General features: G+C 69.2%; 20 protein-coding genes. 8 read left to right on the top strand and 12 right to left on the bottom strand.

Annotation, left to right across the window (positions count from 1 at the left end; genetic code table 11):
• Positions 1-170 precede the first annotated feature (170 nt).
• Positions 171-1,595, top strand: coding sequence for a type I glutamate--ammonia ligase (gene glnA / locus G6N23_RS20875; protein ID WP_085260078.1), 1,425 nt, complete (start codon positions 171-173; stop codon positions 1,593-1,595).
• 92 nt (positions 1,596-1,687) lie between these two features.
• The gene (locus tag G6N23_RS20870; protein WP_173675052.1) at positions 1,688-2,779 is read left to right on the top strand and encodes a MinD/ParA family ATP-binding protein; all 1,092 of its coding nucleotides are present in this window, start codon (positions 1,688-1,690) and stop codon (positions 2,777-2,779) included.
• Here G6N23_RS20870 and G6N23_RS20865 read toward each other — a convergent pair.
• Both G6N23_RS20865 and G6N23_RS20860 read right to left on the bottom strand, forming a co-directional pair.
• A complete protein-coding gene (locus G6N23_RS20865; RefSeq protein WP_085260079.1) occupies positions 2,767-3,222 on the bottom strand; it encodes a MaoC family dehydratase in 456 nt (151 codons plus the stop codon). The two genes, G6N23_RS20870 and G6N23_RS20865, sit on opposite strands and share 13 nt — an antisense overlap.
• Before the next feature lie 17 nt (positions 3,223-3,239).
• Entirely contained in the window at positions 3,240-4,445 is a 1,206-nt protein-coding gene (locus G6N23_RS20860) for a CoA transferase (RefSeq protein ID WP_085260080.1), read from the bottom strand.
• Positions 4,446-4,669: 224 nt separating this feature from the next.
• Between G6N23_RS20860 and ag85C the strand changes: the two genes are divergently transcribed.
• Complete coding sequence (gene ag85C / locus G6N23_RS20855) at positions 4,670-5,662, top strand: diacylglycerol acyltransferase/mycolyltransferase Ag85C (RefSeq protein ID WP_085260081.1); 993 nt, start codon at positions 4,670-4,672, stop codon at positions 5,660-5,662.
• Positions 5,663-5,761: 99 nt separating this feature from the next.
• Here the strand turns inward: ag85C and G6N23_RS20850 are convergent, their stop codons facing one another.
• Positions 5,762-6,442 carry a YoaK family protein gene (locus G6N23_RS20850; protein ID WP_095174080.1) on the bottom strand — a complete coding sequence of 227 codons (681 nt, stop codon included), beginning with the start codon at positions 6,440-6,442 and terminating at the stop codon, positions 5,762-5,764.
• A gap of 27 nt (positions 6,443-6,469) precedes the next feature.
• Positions 6,470-7,522, bottom strand: coding sequence for a S1C family serine protease (locus G6N23_RS20845; RefSeq protein WP_085260082.1), 1,053 nt, complete (start codon positions 7,520-7,522; stop codon positions 6,470-6,472).
• A gap of 211 nt (positions 7,523-7,733) precedes the next feature.
• Here G6N23_RS20845 and G6N23_RS20840 point away from each other — a divergent pair, with 211 nt between their 5' ends.
• The 3 genes from G6N23_RS20840 to G6N23_RS20830 are packed head-to-tail and all read left to right on the top strand — an operon-like array spanning position 7,734 to position 11,171.
• Positions 7,734-9,854 carry an elongation factor G-like protein EF-G2 gene (locus tag G6N23_RS20840; RefSeq protein WP_085260083.1) on the top strand — a complete coding sequence of 707 codons (2,121 nt, stop codon included), beginning with the start codon at positions 7,734-7,736 and terminating at the stop codon, positions 9,852-9,854.
• 27 nt (positions 9,855-9,881) lie between these two features.
• Positions 9,882-10,364 (top strand): hypothetical protein, encoded by a 483-nt coding sequence (locus G6N23_RS20835; RefSeq protein WP_085260084.1) that lies wholly within the window; start codon positions 9,882-9,884, stop codon positions 10,362-10,364.
• Positions 10,365-10,403: 39 nt separating this feature from the next.
• A complete protein-coding gene (locus tag G6N23_RS20830) occupies positions 10,404-11,171 on the top strand; it encodes a L,D-transpeptidase (RefSeq protein WP_162291761.1) in 768 nt (255 codons plus the stop codon).
• A 30-nt stretch (positions 11,172-11,201) separates the two neighbouring features.
• Here the strand turns inward: G6N23_RS20830 and G6N23_RS20825 are convergent, their stop codons facing one another.
• The 4 genes from G6N23_RS20825 to G6N23_RS20810 all read right to left on the bottom strand — a co-directional run bounded on the left by G6N23_RS20825 (position 11,202) and on the right by G6N23_RS20810 (position 18,434).
• Complete coding sequence (locus tag G6N23_RS20825; protein WP_157997556.1) at positions 11,202-11,378, bottom strand: hypothetical protein; 177 nt, start codon at positions 11,376-11,378, stop codon at positions 11,202-11,204.
• Positions 11,379-11,745: 367 nt separating this feature from the next.
• Positions 11,746-15,267, bottom strand: coding sequence for a carboxylic acid reductase (gene car, locus G6N23_RS20820; protein WP_085260085.1), 3,522 nt, complete (start codon positions 15,265-15,267; stop codon positions 11,746-11,748).
• A gap of 159 nt (positions 15,268-15,426) precedes the next feature.
• Positions 15,427-17,493, bottom strand: coding sequence for an SGNH/GDSL hydrolase family protein (locus G6N23_RS20815; RefSeq protein ID WP_095174084.1), 2,067 nt, complete (start codon positions 17,491-17,493; stop codon positions 15,427-15,429).
• 146 nt (positions 17,494-17,639) lie between these two features.
• A complete protein-coding gene (locus tag G6N23_RS20810; protein WP_085260086.1) occupies positions 17,640-18,434 on the bottom strand; it encodes a rhomboid family intramembrane serine protease in 795 nt (264 codons plus the stop codon).
• A 40-nt stretch (positions 18,435-18,474) separates the two neighbouring features.
• Between G6N23_RS20810 and G6N23_RS20805 the strand changes: the two genes are divergently transcribed.
• Positions 18,475-19,125 carry a class I SAM-dependent methyltransferase gene (locus G6N23_RS20805; protein WP_235687125.1) on the top strand — a complete coding sequence of 217 codons (651 nt, stop codon included), beginning with the start codon at positions 18,475-18,477 and terminating at the stop codon, positions 19,123-19,125.
• 11 nt (positions 19,126-19,136) lie between these two features.
• Positions 19,137-19,598 (top strand): Rv1352/Rv1906c domain-containing protein, encoded by a 462-nt coding sequence (locus tag G6N23_RS20800; protein WP_372508890.1) that lies wholly within the window; start codon positions 19,137-19,139, stop codon positions 19,596-19,598.
• Between the two features lie 35 nt (positions 19,599-19,633).
• Here G6N23_RS20800 and G6N23_RS20795 read toward each other — a convergent pair whose 3' ends face one another.
• From G6N23_RS20795 to G6N23_RS20780, 4 genes are all read right to left on the bottom strand, one after another.
• Positions 19,634-19,987, bottom strand: coding sequence for a DUF732 domain-containing protein (locus G6N23_RS20795; RefSeq protein ID WP_085260089.1), 354 nt, complete (start codon positions 19,985-19,987; stop codon positions 19,634-19,636).
• Complete coding sequence (locus G6N23_RS20790) at positions 19,984-21,342, bottom strand: PPE family protein (protein WP_235653466.1); 1,359 nt, start codon at positions 21,340-21,342, stop codon at positions 19,984-19,986. Before G6N23_RS20790 ends, G6N23_RS20795 begins: the two co-directional genes overlap by 4 nt.
• Positions 21,339-22,598: a PPE family protein gene (locus G6N23_RS20785; protein ID WP_085260090.1), complete on the bottom strand. Its 1,260-nt coding sequence runs from the start codon at positions 22,596-22,598 to the stop codon at positions 21,339-21,341. The genes G6N23_RS20790 and G6N23_RS20785 overlap by 4 nt, the downstream gene beginning before the upstream one ends.
• A gap of 139 nt (positions 22,599-22,737) precedes the next feature.
• Positions 22,738-23,355 carry a TetR/AcrR family transcriptional regulator gene (locus G6N23_RS20780; protein WP_234808533.1) on the bottom strand — a complete coding sequence of 206 codons (618 nt, stop codon included), beginning with the start codon at positions 23,353-23,355 and terminating at the stop codon, positions 22,738-22,740.
• Positions 23,356-23,465: the final 110 nt, after the last annotated feature.

The following is a 23,465-nucleotide window of genomic DNA, read 5'->3' as shown; positions in this document are numbered from 1 at the left end:
TGAAAATCTTCACAGGCAAGGTCACGATATACCCGGATCTGCACAGCGTGCCACCTGCTGAGCAAATGCCGGCCGGTGAGGGTTGTGTTACCTGTACGCAATAACTGGATGATGTTCAGGAAATGTGGGCTGCCTATCGTCTGGCTGGTCTGCGCGCAAAGGAGAGCAGTATGGCCGACGATATTTTCAAGCTTGTCGCTGATGAGTCAGTCGAGTATGTCGACATTCGATTCTGTGATCTGCCTGGGGTGATGCAACACTTCTCCATCCCAGCATCGGCGCTGGATGCGAGCGTTTTCGAGGACGGACTGGCCTTCGACGGCTCCTCGATCCGCGGCTTCCAGTCCATTCACGAGTCGGACATGCTGCTGCTGCCCGACCCCGCCACCGCATGGATCGATCCGTTCCGGGCGGCCAAGACGCTGAATCTGAACTTCTTCGTGCACGACCCGTTCACCCGCGAGCCCTACTCGCGTGATCCGCGCAACGTCGCGCGCAAAGCCGAGAACTTCCTCACCAGCACCGGCATCGCCGACACCGCCTACTTCGGTGCCGAGGCCGAGTTCTACATCTTCGACTCGGTGAACTTCGACTCTCAGATCAACGGGTCGTTCTACCAGGTGGACTCCGTCGCCGGTTGGTGGAACACCGGTCGCACGACCGAGGCCGACGGCAGCCCCAATCTCGGGTACAAGGTTCGGCCCAAGGGCGGCTACTTCCCGGTGGCTCCCAACGACCAGTACGTCGACCTGCGCGACGCCATGACCACCAACCTCACCAACGCCGGCTTCACGGTGGAGCGCGGACACCACGAGGTCGGCACCGGCGGGCAGACCGAGATCAACTACAAGTTCAACACGCTGCTACATGCCGCCGATGATCTGATGCAGTTCAAATACATCATCAAGAACACCGCCTGGGCGCACGGCAAGACCGTCACCTTCATGCCCAAACCGCTCTTCGGCGACAACGGCTCGGGCATGCACGTGCACCAGTCGGTCTGGCAGGACGGCGAACCGCTGTTCTACGACGAGGCCGGCTACGCCGGGCTGTCCGACACCGCCCGCTACTACATCGGCGGCATCCTGCACCACGCGCCGTCGCTGCTGGCGTTCACCAACCCGACCATCAACTCCTACAAGCGCCTGGTACCGCACTATGAGGCGCCGATCAACCTGGTCTACAGCCAGCGCAACCGGTCGGCCTGCGTGCGCATCCCGATCACCGGCACCAATCCGAAGGCCAAGCGGCTGGAGTTCCGCTGCCCGGACTCCTCGGGCAACCCGTATCTGGCGTTCGCGGCCATGCTGATGGCCGGCATCGACGGCGTCAAGAACAAGATCGAACCGGCCGCGCCGGTCGACAAGGACCTCTACGAACTGCCCCCCGATGAGGCCGCCGCCATCCCGCAGGCTCCCACCCAGTTGGCCCACGTGATCGACAACCTGGAGGCCGATCACGAATACCTCACCGAAGGCGGGGTTTTCACCCCGGACCTGATCCAGACCTGGATCAACTACAAGCGTGAGAACGAGATCAACCCGGTCAACCTGCGCCCGCACCCCTACGAGTTCGCGCTGTACTACGACTGCTGACCGGCCCTGACGCGGTTTCGGCTGCTCCGCGGTTAAGCTGCAGGATTGTTGGGCCACCTGGCCATGCCCCTGCCGTATGCCTCGAGGAGCCGATGAACGCCGACGACGACTTCCCGCGGGGCGACTTCCTGCACGGCGGCGGGCCACGGTCGCAGCCAGAGCCGCCGCGACAACAGCCGACGCCACAGCAGCCCTGGGGGCGGCCACCGCAGCAACAACCGGTCGGGCAGATGCCCTACCCGTATCCGGGCCCGCTGCCGCCGGTGCGGCCACGCCCGGCGCGCGGTTGGCGGCACCTGGTGCTGTCGGCGACGCTGGGGCTGGTCAACCTGGGGCCGTCACCTGCCGAGCGTGAGGAGACCGCCTACGAGGCGGCCATCCGTTCCATGCCGAACGGCACCTACAAGGTCGGCGTCCTGGGCAAGGGCGGCGTGGGCAAGACGACGGTGGCGGCCAGCGTCGGATCGGTGTTCGCCGCGCTGCGCCGCGCCGACCACGTGGTGGCCGTCGATGCCGACACCGCGTTCGGCCGGCTCGGCAGCCGCATCGACCCGCGGGCCACCAGCTCCTACTGGGACCTGGCAGCCGACCAGAGCATGCAGTCGTTCGCCGACATCAGCACCCGGGTGGGCGCCAACGCCGCGGGTCTGTACGTGCTGATCGGGGAACCGGCCGCCGGCGGGCGCCGGATCCTGGACGCGGCACTGTACCGGGAGGCGGCGCTACGCCTGGACCGGCACTTCACCATCTCCATCGTCGACTGCGGTTCGACGATGGACTCGCCGGTCACCCAGGAGGCGCTGCGCGACCTGGACGCGCTGATCGTGGTGTCCTCGCCGTGGGCGGATGGGGCCGGCGCGGCCGCCAAGACCATGGAGTGGCTGGCCGACCGCGGCCAGGGCGGTCTGCTGCAACGCAGCGTGGTGGTGCTCAACGACTCCGACGGCCACGCCGACAAACGGACCCGCTCCGCGCTCACCGCGCAGTTCCTGCAGCACGGTCAGGCGGTGGTCGAGGTACCGTTCGACCCGCACCTGCGCCCCGGCGGGGTGATCGACGTGATGACCGAGATGGCGCCGGCCACCCGCCGTCGCTTCCTGCAGATCGCGGCGATCGTCGCGCGCCACTTCTCTTCTCGCCCCGGCGGCCGGGGCGCCAGGAACCGCCCGAATCAGAGCATGTAGCGCACGACGCTCTCGGCGACGCACGCCGGCTTGGCATGGCCGTCGATGGACACCGTGGTCGAGTAGGTCACCTGGTGGGCGCCTCCACCCACATCGGCGACCTCAACCAGGGAGGTCTCGGCCCGGATCTTGGAGCCGACCGGTACCGGCGCCGGAAAGCGCACCTTGTTCAGCCCGTAGTTGATCGCCAGCTTGACCCCGTCGAGGCGGCTGATCTGCGCCATCAGCTGCGGCAGCATGGCCAGGGTCAGGTATCCGTGGGCGATCGTGGTGCCGAACGGCCCCGTGGCGGCCCGCTCGGGGTCGACGTGAATCCACTGATGGTCACCGGTCGCGTCGGCGAACAGGTTGACGGCGTCCTGGGTGATGGTCACCCAGTCGCTGTGGCCGATCACCTCGCCCTGGCATGCGGCAAGTTCATCGATCGATCGAAAAGTACGCACGGCTTGAAGCTCCTTTGCTAATCCGTTGCCACCGCACCGCTTTGGCGCAGCAGGTCGATTTCGTCGGTGGTCATACCCAAACGGTCGGCCAACACTTGCTCGGTGTCGGCGCCCAGCCCGGGTGCCGCGACCGCGGGCGGGTGGACGCCGTCGATCGACGCCGGCAGCCCGGCCGCCAGGTAGTCCCCGACCCGGGGCTGATGCAGCGCCGTGAACATCGCATTGTCACGCACGCGCTGGCCGGCGGCCACTTCGGCGAAGCTGCGGTAACGGTCCCACAGCAGCGATGTGCCCGCCAGAGCCGCTTCGATCTGCGCGCCTGTCCGTTCGGCGAACCAGCCGTCGAACAGCCCGGTGAGCACGTCGCGGTGGCGGTAACGCTGCCCCTCATCGGTGAAGTCGATGTCGCGCGCCTCGGCCAGTGCGGCAATGACTTTCGTCGTTCCGGTCAGTTCGGTGAGGTCGCGGAAGTGCCGGTCGGTCAGGGTGACGATCATGAAGCAGGCCCCGTCGCTGCCGGTGAAGGTCTGCCCGTACTGACCGTAGAGCGCGTTGCCGATGCGTTCCCGTTTGGTGCCGTTGACCATCGCCTCGGTCAGAAAACCCAGCGCGCTGGCGGTGCCCAGGGCGACGTCCTCCAGGGCCAGCCGGATCCGGCAGCCGTCGCCGGAGCGGTCCCGGCGGTGCAGCGCGGCGACCACCGCCAGCGCGCCGTGCAGCCCGCAGGCGATATCCCACGCCGGCAGCACGTGGTTGATCGGTGCGCCGTACGCCGCCGGCCCGGTCACCAACGGAAAGCCGGTGGCCGCGTTCACCGTGTAATCGACAGCCGTGGAGCCGTCGGCTCGCCCGAGCACCTCGAGGTGGATCAGATCGGGACGTTCGGCCACCAGCGTATCGAAGGAAAGCCATTGCCGGCCGGCCATATTCGTCAGCACCACACCGCTTTCGGCGATCAGGCGCTGTACCAGGCGCTGCCCTTCCGGGGCGCGCAGGTCGGCGACGACCGAACGCTTGCCCTTGTTGAGCCCGGTCCAGTAGATCGACGTGCCGTCCTCGGTGACCGGCCAGCGGCGATAGTCAGCCGCCCCGCCGACCGGGTCGACCCGCACCACATCGGCGCCCAGCTGTGCCAGTGTCATTCCGGCGAGCGGTACCGCGACGAAGCTGGCGATCTCGATGACGCGCACCCCGGCCAGCGGTCGCGGCGCAGTCGGCTGCATGACCTGCTCCTTGAGTCGATGATTACGTCGACTATATGCCTACCCCGATGGCGGCCTTGCGGGGAGCGAGTCCGCGGCGAAATTCAATCGTTGCCGAACCGCGATATGAAAAGCCGTGGCGGCGAACAGGACACGGGCTGCCACCGTGTTTGACTGCCCGCAGTAGGACAAAACCAGGCATCATTCCGCAGCTTGCGGAGCGACCATTGGGATGGGAACAGGCTATGAAGAACGTAGAGAAGTTGCGTCACGCGGCGAGTCGGCTACCGCGCCGGCTGATGGTCGCAGCGGTGGGGGCCGTACTGCTGAGCGGCCTCGTCGGGGTCGTCGGTGGTTCGGGCGACGCCTCGGCGTTCTCCCGGCCGGGCCTGCCGGTGGAGTACCTGCAGGTTCCATCGCCGTCGATGGGCCGTGACATCAAGGTGCAGTTCCAGCCGGGTGGCGCCCATGCGGTGTACCTGCTGGACGGCCTGCGGGCCCAGGACGACTTCAACGGCTGGGACATCAACACCCCGGCCTTCGAGGAGTACTACCAGTCCGGCCTCTCGGTGATCATGCCGGTGGGCGGGCAGTCCAGCTTCTACTCCGACTGGTACCAGCCGTCGCAGGGCAACGGTCAGAATTACACCTACAAGTGGGAGACCTTCCTGACCCGGGAGTTGCCCACCTGGATGCAGGCCAACAAGAGCGTCGCACCCAACGGCAACGCCGTGGTGGGGCTGTCGATGGCGGGCGGTTCAGCGCTGATCCTGGCGGCCTACTACCCGCAACAGTTCCCCTATGCCGCAGCGCTTTCGGGCTTCCTCAACCCGTCTGAGGGCTGGTGGCCGACGTTGATCGGGCTGGCCATGAACGACGCCGGCGGGTACAACGCCAACAGCATGTGGGGACCGTCGTCCGACCCGGCCTGGAAGCGCAACGACGCGATGGTGCAGATCCCGCGGCTGGTGGCCAACCGCACCCGCATCTGGGTCTACTGCGGCAACGGCACGCCCAACGACCTGGGCGGCAACAACATGCCCGCCAAGTTCCTGGAGAGCCTGACGCTGCGCACCAACCAGACGTTCCAGCAGAATTACATCGCCGCCGGCGGCAACAACGGGGTGTTCAACTTCCCGGCCGAGGGAACCCACGACTGGCCGTACTGGAACCAGCAGCTGGTCGCGATGAAGCCCGACATCCAGCGGGTGCTGGGTGTGGGTGTCGACCCGACCTGATCGGCCCATCCCGCAGCGCGAGACCGACGTTGTGCAGGCGAAGTGCGAGAGCCGGCCTGCACAACGTCGGTCTCGGCGTTCAACCGGAAGGGCCGGGCCTCATCGCCACACCCCGCGGCGGTCGACGTAGCGGTAGGTGTACCAGGTGGCCAGCACACAGACGACGGTGGCAATGCCCAGCATCCAGGTGCCGCCGGCGAACAGGCTGATGCAGCCGCCGATGACCGCCCCGGAGGTGTACCCGGCGAAGAGCATGAAGTGCCCGAGCCAGTCTCGGAAGGTTCCGCCACTGAGGTGGCGTTCGATGCCCTGGCCCAGCTTCACCACCGTGCCGGTCACGTAGCTCAACGGAATCGACACTTCGCCGTCTCGCACGAAGGTGGTGTTCAGCGCGCCGACTCCGAACGCCACCAGCAGGATCGGTAGCAGCGGCAGCGGCAGCTCCGGCCCGCCCTCCACGATCCAGTCGACCAGTGTCGCCGTCAGCAGCGCGATCGCGGTCAGCAGCATCGCCCCGTGCGGGTGGTCGGGCCAAACGTGGCGCCGGCCCAGTGACGCGGTCACCACGCCCGCCAGGAACGCGAACAGCAGCGCCGCGGCCGAGATCGACAACCACTCGTTACCGTCGAACACCCCCAGGACCGCACGTCCGGCGTTGCCGGTCATGAACGTGACGAAGTACCCCTCGGAATGGGTATATGCGGTGGCCGCCAGCACGCCGGCAAGGCCGGCGAGCACCCAGGACAGCTTGGTTTCGCTGTCGTAGTGCCGGCGTATCACGAGCGCCTGGGACTGACGGGCTCTACCTCAGCCGACCGGGCCCGGCACCAGGGTCACGGTGGCGCTGTGCTCACCGCCGGTCGGGCTGCGCCACGTCAGCGAGACGGTGTCGCCCGGGTGGCGCTGGTCGAGCACATCGGTCAGATCGGTGGCCGAGTTCACCGGCCGGCCGTCGACCGAGGTGATGATGTCGTCCTTGGCGATACCGCTCGCGGCGGCCGGGGTGCCGTCGAGCACCTGGGCGACCCGCGCCCCGCCGTTCTCGTCCACCACGCCGACACCCATGAACGCCGTCTCGCCGATGTGCACGGTGGGCGACGAGATGCCGGACCGGATCTGGTTGGCAATGGCCATCGCCTGGTTGATCGGGATCGCGTAGCCTTCGCCGCCGGGCTGGGCGAACTTGTAGTTGTCCGACGCCGCGGTGTTCATTCCGATCACCTGGCCGGCCGCGTTGACCATCGGACCGCCCGAGTCGCCGGGACGGATCGCGGTGTCGGCCTTGATCATGTTGGTCAGCGTCTCGGTGCTGCCGGTCAGCTCGTCGGCGGCCGAGACCGTCTGGTTCAGCCCGATGACGTTGCCGGGCACCGCACTCGGCGTACCGCCCTGGCCGCCGGCGTTGCCCATCGCGACGACCGGGTCACCGACGTTGACCCGGGACGAGTCGCCGATGTTGGCGGCCGGTAGGCCGGAGGCGCCGCGCAGCTGCAGCACCGCCACGTCGTGGCTGCGGTCGAAGCCCAACACGTCGACGTCGTAGGTCTGACCGGTGCCGACCGACACCGCCGTCAGCCCGGTCGCCCCGGCGATGACGTGGTTGTTGGTCAGCACGATGCCGTTCGGGTCCAGGACGATGCCGGTACCGGCGCCGACCGCGCTCTGGTAACCCATCTGGGCATCGATGTTGACCACCGCGGGACCGACCTGCGCGACCATCGCCGACGGGTCGAGCGGGGGCTTGGGCAGCGTCGGCGCCGCCTGGACCGGCACCGCCACCAGACCCAGACCCACTGTGCTCAATGCAGCCGCTGTCACGCTGAGCAGCCACCACCGGCTACGGCGATGCGATCCGCTCATCGGGTTACCTCCTGCGGTCGGTCACGATTCTGGCCGAAATCCAGCACGTCCGAGCACGTCCAGGGCGGCGGATCCGTAAAAAACACCGCAAGCTTACCGGACCCGCCGGAAAGGTCCGCAAAAGACGGCCACCAGCTGGGCCGCCACCGGGGTATCGGAGGTCTTGTGCTCAGCCTCTGTTGAAGGGAGGCTGAGCTTTCAGGAGGATGCCATGTCAGACAAGACCGGGACCTCACGGGCCACGGCTGCCGCCCCGACCGCGGCCAGTCCGGCCGCCATCCGCAACGTCGTGCTGGTCGGCCCGCCCGGCTCCGGCAAGACCACCCTCGTCGAGGCGATGCTGGTCGCCTCCGGGGTGCTGCCCAGGGCCGGCTCGATCACCAGCGGCAGCACGATCTGCGACTACGACGACGCCGAGATACGTCAGCAGCGTTCGGTCGGGCTCGCGTGCGCCTCATTGGCACACGACGACATCAAGGTCAACCTGATCGATACCCCGGGCTATGCCGATTTCCTCGGCGAACTCCGCGCCGGACTGCGGGCCGCCGACGCCGCACTGTTCGTTGTCGCGGCCAACGAGGACATCGACGACGCCACCACCGCGCTGTGGCAGGAATGCAGCCGGGTCGGCATGCCGCGTGCGGTGGTCGTCACCAAGCTGGACCACGCCCGGGCTGACTACCCCGGCCGGGTGGCCGCGGCTCGGTTGGCGTTCGGCGACAAGGTGTTGCCGCTGTATCTGCCATCGCCGGCCGAGCCGGGCGGGCCCGCCGGCCTCATCGATCTGCTGGCGGCGGGCCAATACGACTCCGCCGACGTCGAACAGCAGCGGGGCACGCTGATCGAGGCGATCATCGAGGAGTCCGAGGACGAGTCGCTGCTGGACCGCTACCTGGGCGGGGAGCAGATCGACCGGGCGGTGCTCACCAACGACCTGGAGCGGGCCTTGGCGCGCGGTTCGTTCTTCCCGGTCGTTCCGGTGTGCAGCAGCACCGGGGTCGGCGTTCCCGAGCTGCTCGAGGTCATCACCGCCGGATTCCCCGCACCGCCCGAGCACTTGCTTCCAGAGGTGTTCACCCCCGACGGCGTGGCGCGCCCCGGACTGAGCTGCGACCCGGCCGGGCCGCTGTTGGCCGAGGTGGTCCGCACCACCTCGGATCCCTATGTCGGCAGGGTCAGCCTGGTGCGGGTGTTCTCCGGAACCATCAAGCCCGACAGTGGGATTCACGTCAGTGGGCATTGCAGCGGGTTCTTCGGCGCGGCCAGTGGCCACGCCGACCACGACGAGGACGACCGGATCGGGGCGCTGGCGTTTCCACTCGGCAGGCAACTGCGGCCGGCCGGGGCGGTGATGGCCGGTGACATCTGTACGGTCGGCCGGCTCAGCCACGCCGAGACCGGAGACACACTGTCCGACAAGGGCGACCCGCTGGTGTGCAAACCCTGGTCGATGCCCGACCCGCTGCTGCCGGTCGCGGTCATCCCGCACGCCAAGACCGACGAGGACAAGCTGGCGGTCGGGCTGGCGCGGCTGGCCGCCGAGGACCCGAGCCTGCGTATCGAGCGCAATCCGGAAACCCACCAGACCGTGCTGTGGTGCATGGGTGAGGCGCATTCGGCCATCGTGCTCGACGCGCTGGCCCATCGCTACGCGGTAGCGGTGGACACGGTCGCACTGCGGGTGGCCCTGCGGGAGACGTTCGCCGCCAAGGCCAAAGGCCACGGTCGGCATGTCAAGCAGTCTGGCGGGCACGGCCAGTACGCGGTCTGCGACATCGAGGTCGAACCGCTGGCGCAGGGTTCCGGTTTCGAGTTCGTCGACCGGGTGGTCGGCGGGGCGGTACCGCGCCAGTTCATCCCCAGCGTGGAGAAGGGCGTCCGCGCACAGATGGAGCGGGGACTCACCGGAGAGGCCGGGGAGGGCTACCCGGTGGTCGATATCCGGGTCACCCTGCTCGACGGCAAGTCCCACAGCGTCGATTCGTCGGACTTCGCGTTCCAGATGGCGGGGTCGGCCGCGCTGCGCGACGCCGCGGCAGCCGGCCGGGTGCGGTTGCTCGAGCCGATCGACGACGTCACGGTGCTGGTTCCCGACGATTTGGTCGGCGCCGTGATGGGCGATCTGTCGGCCCGCCGCGCCCGGGTGTTGGGTACCGATAAAGTCGGTGCGGACCGCACCTGCGTGAAAGCCGAAGTGCCTCAGACCGAGCTGATCCGGTACGCGGTCGACCTGCGTTCGCTCACGCACGGCGCCGGCTCGTTCACCCGCGGGTTCGCCCGCTATGAACCGCTGTCGGAGTCCGCGGCCGCGCACGCCGGCAGCAGCGCATAACCCGCGCTGGAAAATGAAAGGACATCGATGTCGACAATTGCCGGGTTGCCCGCGCACGTCCTGCTGCTGCACGCCGTGGTGGCGCTGGTACCGCTGACCGCGATCCTGCTGATCCTGTGCGCGCTGTGGCCTGCGGCACGCCGCCGGCTGGTCTGGCTGGTGGCGACGCTGGCCGGCCTCACGCTGCTCGTGACACCGGCGACGGTCAGCGCCGGTGAATGGCTGGCCGACTCCGGCAAGATCGGCGGGTCGCCCGACCTCGACAGGCACATGACCGCCGGCGAGTACGGCCTCTACATGGCGCTGGGTCTGGTGGTTGCGGCGGCGCTGCTGGCCGGGCTGCACGTGGCACTGTCACGGGGCGGCGGTGTGGCACCACTGGTGCGGGTGGGCATCGCAGCGGTGGTGATCGCCCTGGCCGGGGGGTCGATGTTCGCCATCCACACCATCGGTGAATCCGGGGCCAAGGCGGCCTGGGGCGGCCTGCTGGCGCCGGCAGAGAATCGCTAAATCTGCGCCGTACCCCTTGGGCTTGGCACAATGGATGCCATGTACAGCGTGTGGCGGGGAATATTGGCGATGGCCGGCTCGGTGGCCCTGGTGATGGGGGCGTCCACCGGTATCAGCCAGGCGGCGCAGACAACGCCGGCACCGGGATTCGCCGTCGCGGCGATCGAGCCGGCGGCCGGTGCGGTGGTAGGGGTGGCCTACCCGGTGATCGTGCGGTTCGCCGGGCCGGTCAGCGACCGGGCGGCCGCTGAGCGCGGCATCCACATCGCCGAGTCCGGAAAGGCGTCGGGGACGTCCGCCGGCCATTTCGAGTGGGTCAGCGACGATGTCGTCCAGTGGGTTCCGGACGGCTACTGGTCACCGCACAGCAAGATCAGCGTGGACGCCCACGGCATGTCGACGGGATTCGAGACCGGTGACGCGGTGCTGGGGGTCGCCGACATCTCCGATCACACCTTCACCGTCAGCATCAACGGCGAGACCGTGCGGGTGATGCCGGCATCGATGGGCAAGCCCAAGCGCCCCACCCCGATCGGTTCGTTCACCGCATTGTCCAAAGAGCGCAACGTCAAGTTCGATTCGCGCACCATCGGCATCCCGCTCAATGACCCCGAGGGTTACCTGCTCGACGGCCAGTACGCGGTTCGGGTCACCTGGAGCGGTGTCTACGTGCATTCGGCGCCCTGGTCGGTGAACTCGCAGGGCTACTCGAACGTCAGCCACGGCTGCATCAACCTCAGCCCGGACAACGCGGCGTGGTACTTCGACACCGTGCACATGGGCGACCCGATCGTCGTACAGGCCTAGGCGATCCCTGGCTGCGGTGTTGCGCAGCGGTCAGCAGGCGCCCAGCACCGCCGTCGGCATGTGCGCCACGTAGCGTTCGGCACGCTGCTGCGGGCTCATCTCCAGCGGAGCGCCCAGGTGGCGCAACCGGCCGACCACGCGGCGGCTAGCCTGGCGGACCGCCGAGCCGTGAATCGTCGAAATACGGTGGGTGAGAACAAAAGCCATGATTTTCTCCTGCCGGGACGCCCGACACGACCCATCCGGGTCGGCGGAATTCGCGGTTCAGGCCGCGGCGGAGACGCCGGGGCCGGTGAGGGACAGACGAACCATCGAACACGGATACGGACCGTCGCTGGGACTCACTTCGCCCTCACCTCCTTCCGGCCAAGACATACGGGGATGTCGACACATTCCCCACCATGGTGGCATCGAATCCCGCGACCGTCAAACGCTGGTCGGATCGGGCACCGGATTGCGATTGCCCGATAGGCCACTGCCGCAACAGTTTCGGCCTGATTAATCGAAGGCAATCGTCACGCAACGCAAACGGTGACGGGCCGAAACAATCGGCCCGCCACCGTGACACGCGAGACTAGAGCAGCCCCAGCAGCTCCAGGTCGGTGACGTACTTGACGATCACTGCCGGCGTGACATGCGGAATGTCATGGTCAGCACCGATCTCGGCCGCCTGCACGGCCGCCCGGAAGCGATCGGTCGGTGCGATCGACCCGCAGATCGCCGGCTGCGGCTTCTGGTAGTTGTGCAGCAGCGGCAGCAGGGATGCCTGCCGCTGCCGCTCCGGCAGCGCGCGCAGGGTGGTCTCGAACCGCTGCAACCAATCGCCGTAGTCGGCGATCCGCCGAATCGGGTAGCCGGCCTCGATCAGCCAGTCCACGAACTCGTCCATGCCCACGCCGTCGTCGTAGGGGTTCATCACGTGGTAGGTGGCGAACCCGTGGCCCGCAGCGGCGGCCAACGTGGTGGACGCCTCGGCGATGAACTCCACCGGCAGCCCGTCGTAGTGGGACCGCGGCCGGTTGCCGTCGGCGTCCAGCTCGTAGAACGAACCGGGTGCGACACCGGCGGCGACCAGACTGAACATCATCCGGGTGAACATGTCCGGCAGGTTGAGCTGGCCGGCGTAGCCGGTGTCGGCCAGGATCATGTCGCAACGGAATACCGCGACCGGCAGGCCGCACAGGTCGTGCGCCTCGGCCAGCAGCACCTCGCCGGCCCACTTGCTGTTGCCGTAACCGTTGGCGTAACCGTCGTTGATCGCCCGCACCGGGCTCATCACCCGCACGTCGGCGTCCTCGGTGAAGCTGCCCGGCGGGATCTGGTCGCCGACACCGATGGTGGAGAAATAGGTGAACGGCTTGATCTTGCCGGTCAGTGCGACCCGGATCAGCTCGGCGGTGCCGACGGCGTTCGGCCCGAACAACTCGCTGTAGGGCAGCACGTGGTTGACCAGCGCCGCCGGGTCGACGATCACGTCGACGGTGTCGGCCAACCGCTGCCACACGTGTTGCTCCAAGCCGAGATTCGCCTCGCCCTTGTCGCCGGCGATGACTTCCAGGTGCTTGGCGGCCAATTCGGTGTAGCGGGCCAGCAGCTTCGCATCGCCACTGTCGAAGACACCGTCGAGGCGGCGGCGGGCATCCGCATCCGACTTCGCCCGCACCAGGCAGATGAGCTTGCCGCCCACCGGCGCCAACCGCTCCAACCACTCAAGCGCCAGGTAGCGCCCCAGGAAGCCGGTGGCCCCGGTCAGCAACACGGTGCGCACCTGCTCGGACGGGCCGGGCAGTGCCGGTGCCGCCGCCAGGGTGGCCTCGTCGAGGAACTTGTCCAGGGTCAGGTCGGCGACGGCCACCTCGACGGCATCCCGGCCGTGCACCGAGGCGAACGTCGGCCGCTTCGACCCGATCCGCTGCTCCTGCACGTACGCCGCGATCGACGCCAGATCGCTTGCCGGGCTGACGATCACGCCGACCGGGACGTCGACGTCGAAGATGTCGCGCAGCAGATTGCCGAAGGTCAGCGCCGACAGCGAGTCCCCACCCAGGTCGGTGAAGTGGGCGTCGGGGGCCAGGTCAGCGGCCGATGCGCCCAGCAGTGCGGCGGCGGCCCGGCTGATGGTCTCCAGCGCCGGACGCTGCGCACCGTGGTGACGCAGTTCGCTCAGCTCGTTGGCCTGCCCCTGCGTCAGCTCGGCGTAGAGCCGCTCGAGGCGACGACCGTAGTGCGCCTTCAGCTTCGGCCACGCCAGCTTGCGGATGCCGGTGAGCAAACCGTTCTCCAGGGTGAACGGTTCGGTCTCGACGAGGAAGTCGCGCGGCACCTCATAGGACTGCAGGCCGGCGTCCTTGGCCACCTGCTGCAGCGACTCGGTGATCGCCGCCTTGAGCTCGGCGGGAACATCGAAGCGCTGCTGTGCTTCTGAGGTGGGCACCACGACGGCCAGCAGGTAGGGCTGAGCACTGTTGCCGTAGACGTAGATCTGGCGCACCAGCGGGCTGTTGCCGAACTCCGCCTCCAGCTTCGCCAGGGTGACGAACTCGCCCTGGGCCAGCTTGAGCACGTTGTTGCGCCGGTCGACGTAGACCAACTGGTCGGGGCCGACCTCGGCGACGACGTCGCCGGTGCGGTAGTAGCCGTCGGCGTCGAACACCTCGGCGGTGATCTCCGGGCGCTTGTAGTAGCCCGGGAACAGGTTCTCGGTCTTGAGCAGCAGCTCGCCGCGCGGGTGCGGCTTGTCGGTGCCGAAATAGCCCAGTTCGGGCACGTCGACCAGCTTGTAGTCGAGCACCGGCGGCCGCTGCACGACGCCGTCGGAGAGCACCATGCCGGCTTCGGTGGAGCCGTAGCCGTTGAGCAGGTGCAGCCCGGTGAGCCGCTCCACCCAATTGCTCAGCTCGTCGGAGATGGGCGCGGAGCCGGTCATCGCGTAGATGCACCGCCCGCCGAGCAGATCGCGGTGCATCCGCGCCAGCACGTCGGCCTCGGCGGCCGGATCCCCGTCAAGACCGTCGACCTCACTCTGGAAGTGCTGGTAGAGCATCTCCCAGATCCGGGGCACGAAGTTCAGCTCGGTGGGCCGCACCAACGCCAGATCCTCCAGGAAAGTGGAGAGATCGCTACGGGCGCTGAAGTAGGCGGTGCCGCCGTTGCCGAGGGTGCCGTAGAGGATGCCGCGGCCCATGATGTGGCTCATCGGCATGAAGTTGAGCGTGATCGAGGCGGCGGTCGGGACGAACCAGTTCCTGGCCGACCGGACCCACATCCGCTCCACGTTGCTCTGCGGGTACATCGCACCCTTGGGTGCGCCGGTGCTGCCGGAGGTGTAGACCAGCAGGGCCAGCGGGTCGGTCCCCGCGCCGGAGTCGTGGGCGGGCAGGCCCGCCGGGTCCGCCGGGGACAGAGTCCGGCCGCGCGTGAGCATATCGGCCAGCGGCTCGACGGCGACCTCGAGGCGGGCCAGCTGCGCGCGGGCGCCGGCCAGTGCGTCGCGGTGATCGTCAACCTGCTCGTGGTAGTCGAAGACCACCAGGCGGGTGGGGGCCGGACCGGCCCGCACCAGCTCAACCGCGTCGGCCAGCGAGTCGACGCTGGCGGCGATGACACGGGGTTCGGTCTCGGTCACGATCGGGGTCAGGGCGCTGACCGCCGCGGAGGTCTGCAGCGGCACCGAGACCGCACCGATCTGGCCCAGTGCCACGTCGATGACGGTGTAGTCGACGCTGGTGAAACCCAGCACCGCGACCCGGTCTCCGGGCCGGACGGCCGCGGCGACGAGGGCGGCGGCCAGGGCACGGACCCGTTCGGCCAGCTCGGTGTAGGTGATGGTGTCGTAACGGGGCTGCAACTGCGCGACGGTGCGGCCGGTTGCCGGGTCGACGACGAAGTCGACGGCTCGCTGGCCCAGCGCGGGCCGGTCGGCGTAACCGGTCAGGATGGTCTGCACGAGCTGCGGCAGCCGGAGGCCGGGCTGGGCGGCGGCGTCGGCGACGGCTTGGTCGGGTTGGGCGGCGGCGAATTGGGGGTCGGTGGCGGCCAGTCCGGCAAAGCGGTGGGCCTGCTGGTCGTCTGAGTCAAATGCGGTAGCGGTAGTCATAAAAGGAACCTCTGAAGAAATAGCTCGGAGAAGTGGTTTTCAAGGGGCGCGACGCTGCGCTGATAAATACTACGTTAGCAAAACTAAATTAATTCCCGCATCCCTGAGCTGCTGTGACGTTGCCCTCAGCACGTGAGTCGAGCCGGTTTGCCGGCCGGGTCAGCTGATCGATTCCTCCAGCCACGGCAGCAGCCACTTCACCCCTTCGGGAGTGAGGTGAATGCCGTCGCTGCGCACCCTGATGCCGTCGACCTTGGCGGTGTAGGCGCCGTTCGGGCCGAGCTTCTTGTTCAAGTCCATCAGTGTCACGGCTTCGCGCCCGGCGACCACCCGGCGCAGCAGGGCGTTCCAGCGGTCGACGCGCTTGGGGTCGTCCTCGGGCCACAGGCTGCCGTCGGGCCGCTCCCCGTAACGGCTGTAGGGCACGGTCGTCACCACGACCCTGCTGCCGGCGGACTCCAGCACGTCGAGCGCGTGCCGCAGCTCCGCGGTCAGGTAGGCGTCGAACGTCGGGTCACCGATGCGGGTCCACTGGCCCTCGTTGACCCGGTCCACGGTCTCCCAGCGGCCGGCGAACAGCAGCACCACGTCGGGCTGGTCGGCTTTGACCTGTCGCGCCCACCGGGCCGGCCACCCGTCGCATTCGCGTCCCTGATCGATGGTCTTGCCGGCCCAGCGGTACGGCCCGGCCCGCACGATGCTGCAGCCGACGACGGTGTGGTCGATGAAGTCGTAGCCGGGGGTGGGCGGCAGGTAGTGCATCACGGTCCACCCGATCGAGTCGCCGAACACCGAGACGGTGCGCGGCCGATTGGGGTCGTGGCGCACCGGCGCCGGGCGCTTGCGACCCGGCGGCGACGGTGACACCGCCGCGGCCGCCGCCACATCCGGGGTCAGGCCGGTCTCGGCGGTGGGCCGCTCGACAACCGGGACCACGAACACCGTGACCGCCACCGCGGTGGCGCTCACGGCGGCCCCGAGCGGCAGCAGTGAGACCTGCGCCGGCCGCCAGCGGCGGATCGGCTCCTCGATCACCCACCAGGACACCGCGGCCAGCAACAGTGTCACGGCACATCGCACGACGAACAGCGGCCATCCCGACCACCCGGTGCGCTCGCCGTTGAGCACCAGAAAGACCGGCCAGTGCCACAGATACACGCCGTAGGAGATCGTCCCCAACCACACCAGTGGAGTCCAGGCCAGCGCCCGTCCCACCGGCCCGTCCTGGTGCAGCGCGACCGGCGCGATCACCGCGATCGCGGCGACGGCGACGATGGTCAGCAGGCCGCCCTGGAACTCCGCGGCGCTGCCGGTGGCGCGGTGCGACGCCATCGCCAGCACGGCCAGCCCGGCCAGCGGCAGCAGCCGGGCGACCCAGCGGCCCCGGCGGGAGCGCACCACCGACCAGCCGGCGGTCAAAGCGGGCCAATCCCCCACCAGCAGCGCGGCTGCGGCGGCGCCGATCAGCAGCGCCTGCGCACGGGTGTCGGTGCCGAAGTAGACGCGGTCGCGGGTGGCGCCGAAGGCGGGGGAAGCCAGTACCTCGGCTGCGGTCGCCGATGCCGCGGCCCCGGCGCTGGCCAGCAGAAAGACGGTCAGGCGCACCCCGCCGACGGTCGCCAGCCGGCCGCGGCGCCGGGCACGGAACGCCAGCAGCAGGGCGATCGCGATGAGAAGAAGGGGCCAGAGGAAGTAGTACTGCTCCTCGACGCCCAGCGACCAGGTGTGCTGCAGCGGCGACGGGGTGCCCGCCTCGGTGAAGTAGTCGGTGTGCTGGGCGACGAACCGCCAGTTGGCCACCCAGAAGAACGCGGCGACGGCGTCCTCACGCAGACCCACCACCGCGTCAGAGGGCAGCAACTCGTGGGCGATCGCGACGGTCAGCACCATCAGCACCAGGGCGGGCAGCAACCGTCGGCCGCGGCGGATCCAGAAGGCGCCGAGGTCGATCCGTCCGGTCCGGTGCAGCTCGTCGATCAGCAGCGAGGTGATCAAGAATCCGCTCAGGACGAAGAACAGGTCGACGCCGATGAACCCGCCCGACAACCCCGGGATGCCGCCGTGGTCGGCCAGCACCAGCGCGACGGCTATCGCGCGCAGGCCATCGAGGGCGTGAATGCCCGGCCGTCGCCGCTCCCGCCGAATCCGGTCCGCGGCGCGTGCCGTGGTCAACCGGGCGGCACGCGGGGCCGGCGCAACCCAGCGGGATTTGCCCGAGGTGCGCATCGAGGTGGCCCGGCGAGTCCGGCTCCCGTCCGGTCGACTCATCTCATCCTGGTCGCCGTTGGCGCCGATTGGTCGATCCTCTCGCTGGTGGACCACCGAAAGCTTAGGGGGCGAGCAGGCGTCGGTCCGGGAGGACACGCTCGAGGTCAGGAGACCAATTCGGCAGTGCGCCACCAGATCAGCGCAACGAACAGCACGAGCAGCGCGATGCTGGCCAGGGCTTGGATCCGGTTGCGGCGCGCCGGTGCGGGATACACGTAGGCGCAGGCCACCAGCAGCCCGGCGATCAGCCCGCCGACGTGCCCCTGCCAGCTGATCCGCGGGATGGTGAAGGTGAAGACCAGGTTGATTCCGATCACCGCGACAACCCAGCCGACGTCCATCCGCAGCCGTCGGCCGACGACCAGCGTCGCGCCGAACAAACCGAAGATGGCGCCCGAGGCGCCGGCGGTGGCGGTGTCCAACGGCGCCAGCAGATAGACCGCGACGGAGCCGCCCAGTGCGCTGAGCAGGTATAGGGCGATGAACCGTGCCCGGCCGAGCAGACCCTCCAACGAGGGCCCCACGACATACAGCGCCCACATGTTCAGCAGCAGGTGCATCGGGCCGTAGTGCAGGAACGCCGACGTCAGCAGCCGGTAGATCTGACCGTCGGCCACCGCCGGTGACCAGAGCACCAATTCGGAGTCCAGTCGGCCCGACGACATCTGCGCAATGAAGGCCAGCACGTTCAGCGCGATCAGCCCATAGCTGACCACCGGTGCCCCCGAGGCGCTCCGGACCAGCGGGCGGGTCCGGCGCTGAGCGGCGCCCTCCTGCGCACAGTCCACGCAGTGCTGCCCGACGGCGGCGCCGCGCATGCAGTCGCCGCAGATGTAGCGCCCACACCGGATGCAGCGCAGCGCGGTGGCCCGGTCGGGGTGCCGGTAGCAGACGGTCATGCCTACACCTTCTCATCGAACCGGCGGTAGATTTCACGCCGTGGCAACCCCGATCCCGCGTAGAGGCCTCAACGACGCGATCACCCGGTTCTGGAGCTGGGCAGCGCCCGCCTATGACGCCCACTACCTGCAACGTTGGGTCTACCGACCGGCCCAGGACGAGCTGATCGCCGCGCTGCGATCCCGTCAGCCGGCCCGGGTCGCCGACATCGCCTGCGGCACCGGCATCCTCGCCGACCGCATCGAACGCGAACTTCGGCCCGCCGCCGTCTACGGGGTGGACATGTCCGCCGGCATGCTCAACGAGGCCCGGGCGCGCTCGACGCGGGTGCAGTGGCTGACCGGACCCGCCGAACACCTCCCCTTCGAGGACGGGACGCTCGACGCGGTGGTGACCAGCTCGGCCTTCCACTTCTTCGACCAGCCGGCGGCGGTGGCGGAGTTCTATCGGGTGTTGGCGCCGGGCGGGCTGGCGGCGGTCACCGCGCTGAGCCCACGCCACCCCGTTCCGCTGCGCCGGCTGTTGGGCGGCCGCTGGAATCCGGCGCACCAGCCGACGCCGACCGAGATGCGCACGCTGTTCACCGGCGCCGGGTTCACCGTCGCCGACCAGCACCGGGTGGCTCGGCCGGCGTGGACGCTACTGGTGTCGGACCTGATCACGGTCGGCATCAAGCCGTCCGGTCGGTAACCTCGCGTGGTATGAGACCGATGAAGCCGGCCGGGACGGTGACCGCCATGCTGGCTGTCACGCTGGCCGCGGCGTGGACGGCCGGCGGGGTGGCCGGAGCCGAGCCGACTCCCCCGCCCACGCCCACGCCCAAACAGGTGATCGACACCGACGGCACCTTCGCCGTCGGGACCGACATCCTGCCGGGCACCTACCGCTCCGACGGGCCGCGGGATGGTAATGCCTGCTACTGGCGCCGGGTCAGCAGCGGCAAGACCGTCGACAGCGCGATGACCAAGAAGCCGCAGGTGGTGCTGATCGAGCCGACCGACACCGCATTCCGGACCGACCGCTGCGCCCCCTGGCAACTGACCGAATGCCCACCGACCTGTGCGCCGGTACCCCAGCAGTCGGCGGGCCTGCCCGACGTGCTGAAGGGCTTCGTGCCGCAGCCCCGGCCGGCCACTCCCTCGCCCGCTCCCAGCGGCGGGTAGCCGGCGAGGACTCGTTCAAGGCAGGTCGCGGGCCGTCATTTCTTGATGAGCTGGTGCGGGCAATAGGTGGTCGCCGCGATGGCGGCGAACTGCGCCGCGCCGTCGGTGGTGAAGCCCGGGTTGTTGGCTTTCAGGTCGGAGATCACCTGCAGGGCGGGTTCGCCCCGGTCGACGAGGCCGCAGACCGCGTGGGCGGCCTCGATGGCCTGACCGGAGTTGCTGTAGGTGATTCCGGCGGCAAGCAGCGATTGCAGGAAGGCGGCATTGTGGACAGCGCCGCCCGCATCTTGGGCGTCGGGGGCGGCGCCGGGTTCCGGGTCGGCGTTCCCGGGAGCGGCCCCGGCCAGGCAGAGGCCGACCGCAACGGCCAGCGCCGGTAGCGATCTCACGGGATTGCCGTCGTCGCGGCGACGGAGCCGGCGGCCCCGGAGGCCCCGGAGTCCCCGGGGGCCTTTTTCAGATGCACCGCGTGGAACCCGGGCTTCTTCGACAGTTCCTCGAGCAGGTCGTCGAGGCCGGCCTCGTCGATCTGCCAGTGCTGGACGCTGTCCTTCTGCTTCTGCAACTGGGCGATGACGCGGTCGAGCTGAACCGGGGCCTGACCTTTAGCGCTCTTGGCGGACCCGCCCCGGACATTGGCGCCGTTGATCAGCTGCGAACCGGGAGCACCCAGCGCCCCACCGGTCAATGCGCCCAATGCGGCCGGGTTCAGCAGACCGCTCGCCCCGGCCATCGGTGCCGCGGCGGTGCCGGCCGCCGGCAATGAGGTCGCGGCCAATCGGATGGCGGGGGTGGCGGTCGCCCAGCCCTGGGGCACCGACAGCGCACCGACCGAAGGCGCGGTGCCCACCCCGGCCGTGACAGCCCGGATCATCCCGGCGGAGGCCGCCGACTTCGCACCGCCGCGCAACCCGGCGCCCACGGCGTTCATCCCGTTCCCGCCCAGCCCCGCTATCTCTCTCCCGCCCAGCCCCGCTATGTCTCTCCCGCCCAGCCCCGCCCCGAGCGCGGACTTGGGGACCTCCGGCAACAGCGCCTGCGGCTTGTAGAACGTCTTGAACTGGACCATGCCGAAGTTGGGCGCACTCAGCACGAAGTTGCCGAGGCCGCCGAACTTCATAACTCCCCCGAGGGTGCTGAACAGGCCCTCGTAGATTGCGCCGATGTCGGACGCATCGCCGGCCGCGGCGATGCCCGGCTCGGCCGGGCCGGCCGAGTTGGTGGCCTGCGGCGGCGAGGCGAACGGCGTCAGCCTGGCGGCGGCCATGGCGGCGGCCTGGTAGGCGAACATCGCGCCGGCGTCCTGCGCCCACATCTGCGCGTACTGGGCGTCGGCGGCCGCGATCGCCGCGGTGTTCTGGCCGAAGGTGTTCGTCGCCAGCAGGGCTGCCCGAACGCTGCGGTTGGCCGCGATCACCGGCGGCGGCACCACCGCGGCCAGCGCCACCTCGAACGCGCTCGCCGCGGCCCCGGCCTGCACCGCCGCCTGGGTGGCCTGCGCGGCAGCGGTCGACATCCAGTCCACGAAGGGCGTCGCCGCGGCGATCATGGCCGTCGCCGAGGTGCCGACCCACGACTCGGCGGTCAGGGCGGTGAGCACCGCGCGGTAGGAGGTCGTCGCGGAGTGCAGCTCGGCGGCCAGCCCCTCCCACGCTGTGGCCGCGGCCAGCAACGATTCGGCGCCCGGGCCGGCATACACCTGGCCGGAGGTGACCTCGGGAGGTATCAGAGCGAAATCGATCACGGCGTGACTCCATCCTCGGGCACCGGGATGACCAGGATGGTGGCCGTGGTCAGGGCCTCGGTGTCGGGCGCCTTGTCGAGCACCCGGGCGGCGCCGCCCGCGACGGACTGCACCGCGGTGCCCCCGACGGCGCGGCCGGCCAGGCTCGACAGCGCCATCTCGTTGAACATCGCGCTCGATGAGCCCTCGACGGCGAACGCCGAGGCGCTGGAACCGACCGAGCTGCCCGACAGCACCGCCGGCAGAGCCTTGCCGGACGGCGCCGAGGTGGACCAGCTCGCCGGTACCGACAGCGACCCGACCAAACTCGCCTGCCCGGTGCTCGCCGCCACGGTGGTGGCCCCGGCGGTCAGTGGCGCCTGGTAGGAGATGTACCCACCCGAGAGCGGCCCCAGGGCACCGGTGATCGGGGCCGGACCGCCGAGCAGGCTGGCCACACCGGGCGGGTTCTGGGCCAAGCCCACGAGCTGCCCGGCGATCAGCCAGCCGCTGCCGAGGTTGGCGAGGTGACCCAGCGGCGAGTACGGCCCCACCAGATCGCCCAGAAACTTGGCGAAATCCTTGAGGCCGGACCCGATATCGGGCGCCGTCACCTGCGCCGGGGACGAGGTGAAGTCGCTCAGCGCCCGCGGCACCGCCGACAGCAGCTGCGAGACCTTCGACGGTGCGGCCGAGGCCGTCCGGGCCCCGGCCGCCTCAGCGGCGGTGACCAGCTGGGTCGAATCCGTGGTCACGTCGGCGGTTTCCGGAGCCGGGTCGAACACGCCGAGCTGGGTGGCGGCCGCCGCCGAGCCCGCGTAGCCGTACATGGCGGCGGCGTCCTGCGCCCACATCTCGGCGTAGAGGGCCTCGGTGGCCGCGATCGCCGGGGTGTTCTGGCCCAGCAGGTTCGTGGCGACCAGGCTCACCAGCAGACTGCGGTTGGCCTCGATCACCGGCGGCGGAACGTGGGCGGCGAAGGCGGCCTCGTACGCCGCTGCCGCCGAGGAGACCTGGACGGCGGCGTGCTCGACGCGCGTGGCGGTGACACCGATCCACTCCGCATACGGGGTGGCCGCCGTGGCCATCGCCATGGCGGACGGCCCGTGCCAGGTACCGGCCAGGTCGGCGATCACCGAACGGTAGGCCGCGGCCGCGGTGTGCAACTCGCCGGCCAGCGCCTGCCACGCGGCGGCGGCGGCCAGCAGCGGTCCGGGCCCTGCTCCGGAATACATCAGGCCGGAATGGACCTCCGGCGGCATCGCTCCAAAATCCATCTCACCGGCCTCTGCACGTGGACAATATGGCCAGCAAAGTGGCCAGGAGATGAATCTAGGGTGACTCGCTGGAAGGTGGTTGGGAGCATCCTGTGAGCGATTTGCCGCCGGGTGTGGGGGCGATCACATCTGTGCGGGCTCAGGTGGGGCCGGCGTCGGTCAGTAATAGGGTCGCGGCGTCGACCAGCGTTCGGATCACCTCGTCGGTGCTGAAGTCACTCAGCCACAGATTCGGGGCGTCGCTGCGGTGCAGCATGGCGACGCCGTGCAGTGCCACCGACAACGCGGCGGCGATCCGGTCGGAGTCCGGGTCCGAATCCGAAGCCGGTGCTTGTCCCCGGCAGGCCAGCAATCCCCGAGTCACCACGGCGAGCGCCTGGCGCGCGGCCGGCGGCGCGTGGCCGTCCTGGGTCATCAGGGCGTAGCGCAGCGGATGGCGTTGCGCGAACGACACGTACACCCGACAGCCGATCAGCAGGCGCTCGCGGGGATCGGTGGCCGCCTGAATGTGCTCGGCGATCTCCTCGGAAACCTGCACCCAACTCGACTCGGCGACGGCCTCGAGCACCCGGTCCCGGTCCTCGAAGTGCGCATAGACCGACGGCGCGGCGATACCCGCCTCCCGGGCGATGCGCCGCAGCGAGACCTCACCCTCACTGTCCGCGCCATCGATCACCCGGGCGGCCGCGGCCAGGATCTCCTCGCGCAGCAATGCGCCGTGACCTCGCATATTGCGCCGACGAGTGGTACTGGGCACGTGCTCATCCTAACGACCGTTAGTTCTGCGGCCACTGCGTGCTGGACAACATCGCCGACGCCGGTGTGAGCCGCCACAATTTAACTTTACAGGCGTTTCCTTATGGTCGT

This window comes from Mycolicibacter terrae (genome assembly GCF_010727125.1).
In the GTDB taxonomy this organism is placed as follows: Bacteria; Actinomycetota; Actinomycetes; order Mycobacteriales; family Mycobacteriaceae; genus Mycobacterium; species Mycobacterium terrae.
Note: the sequence above shows the minus strand (reverse complement) of the source record. Positions and strands in the feature narration are given on the sequence as shown.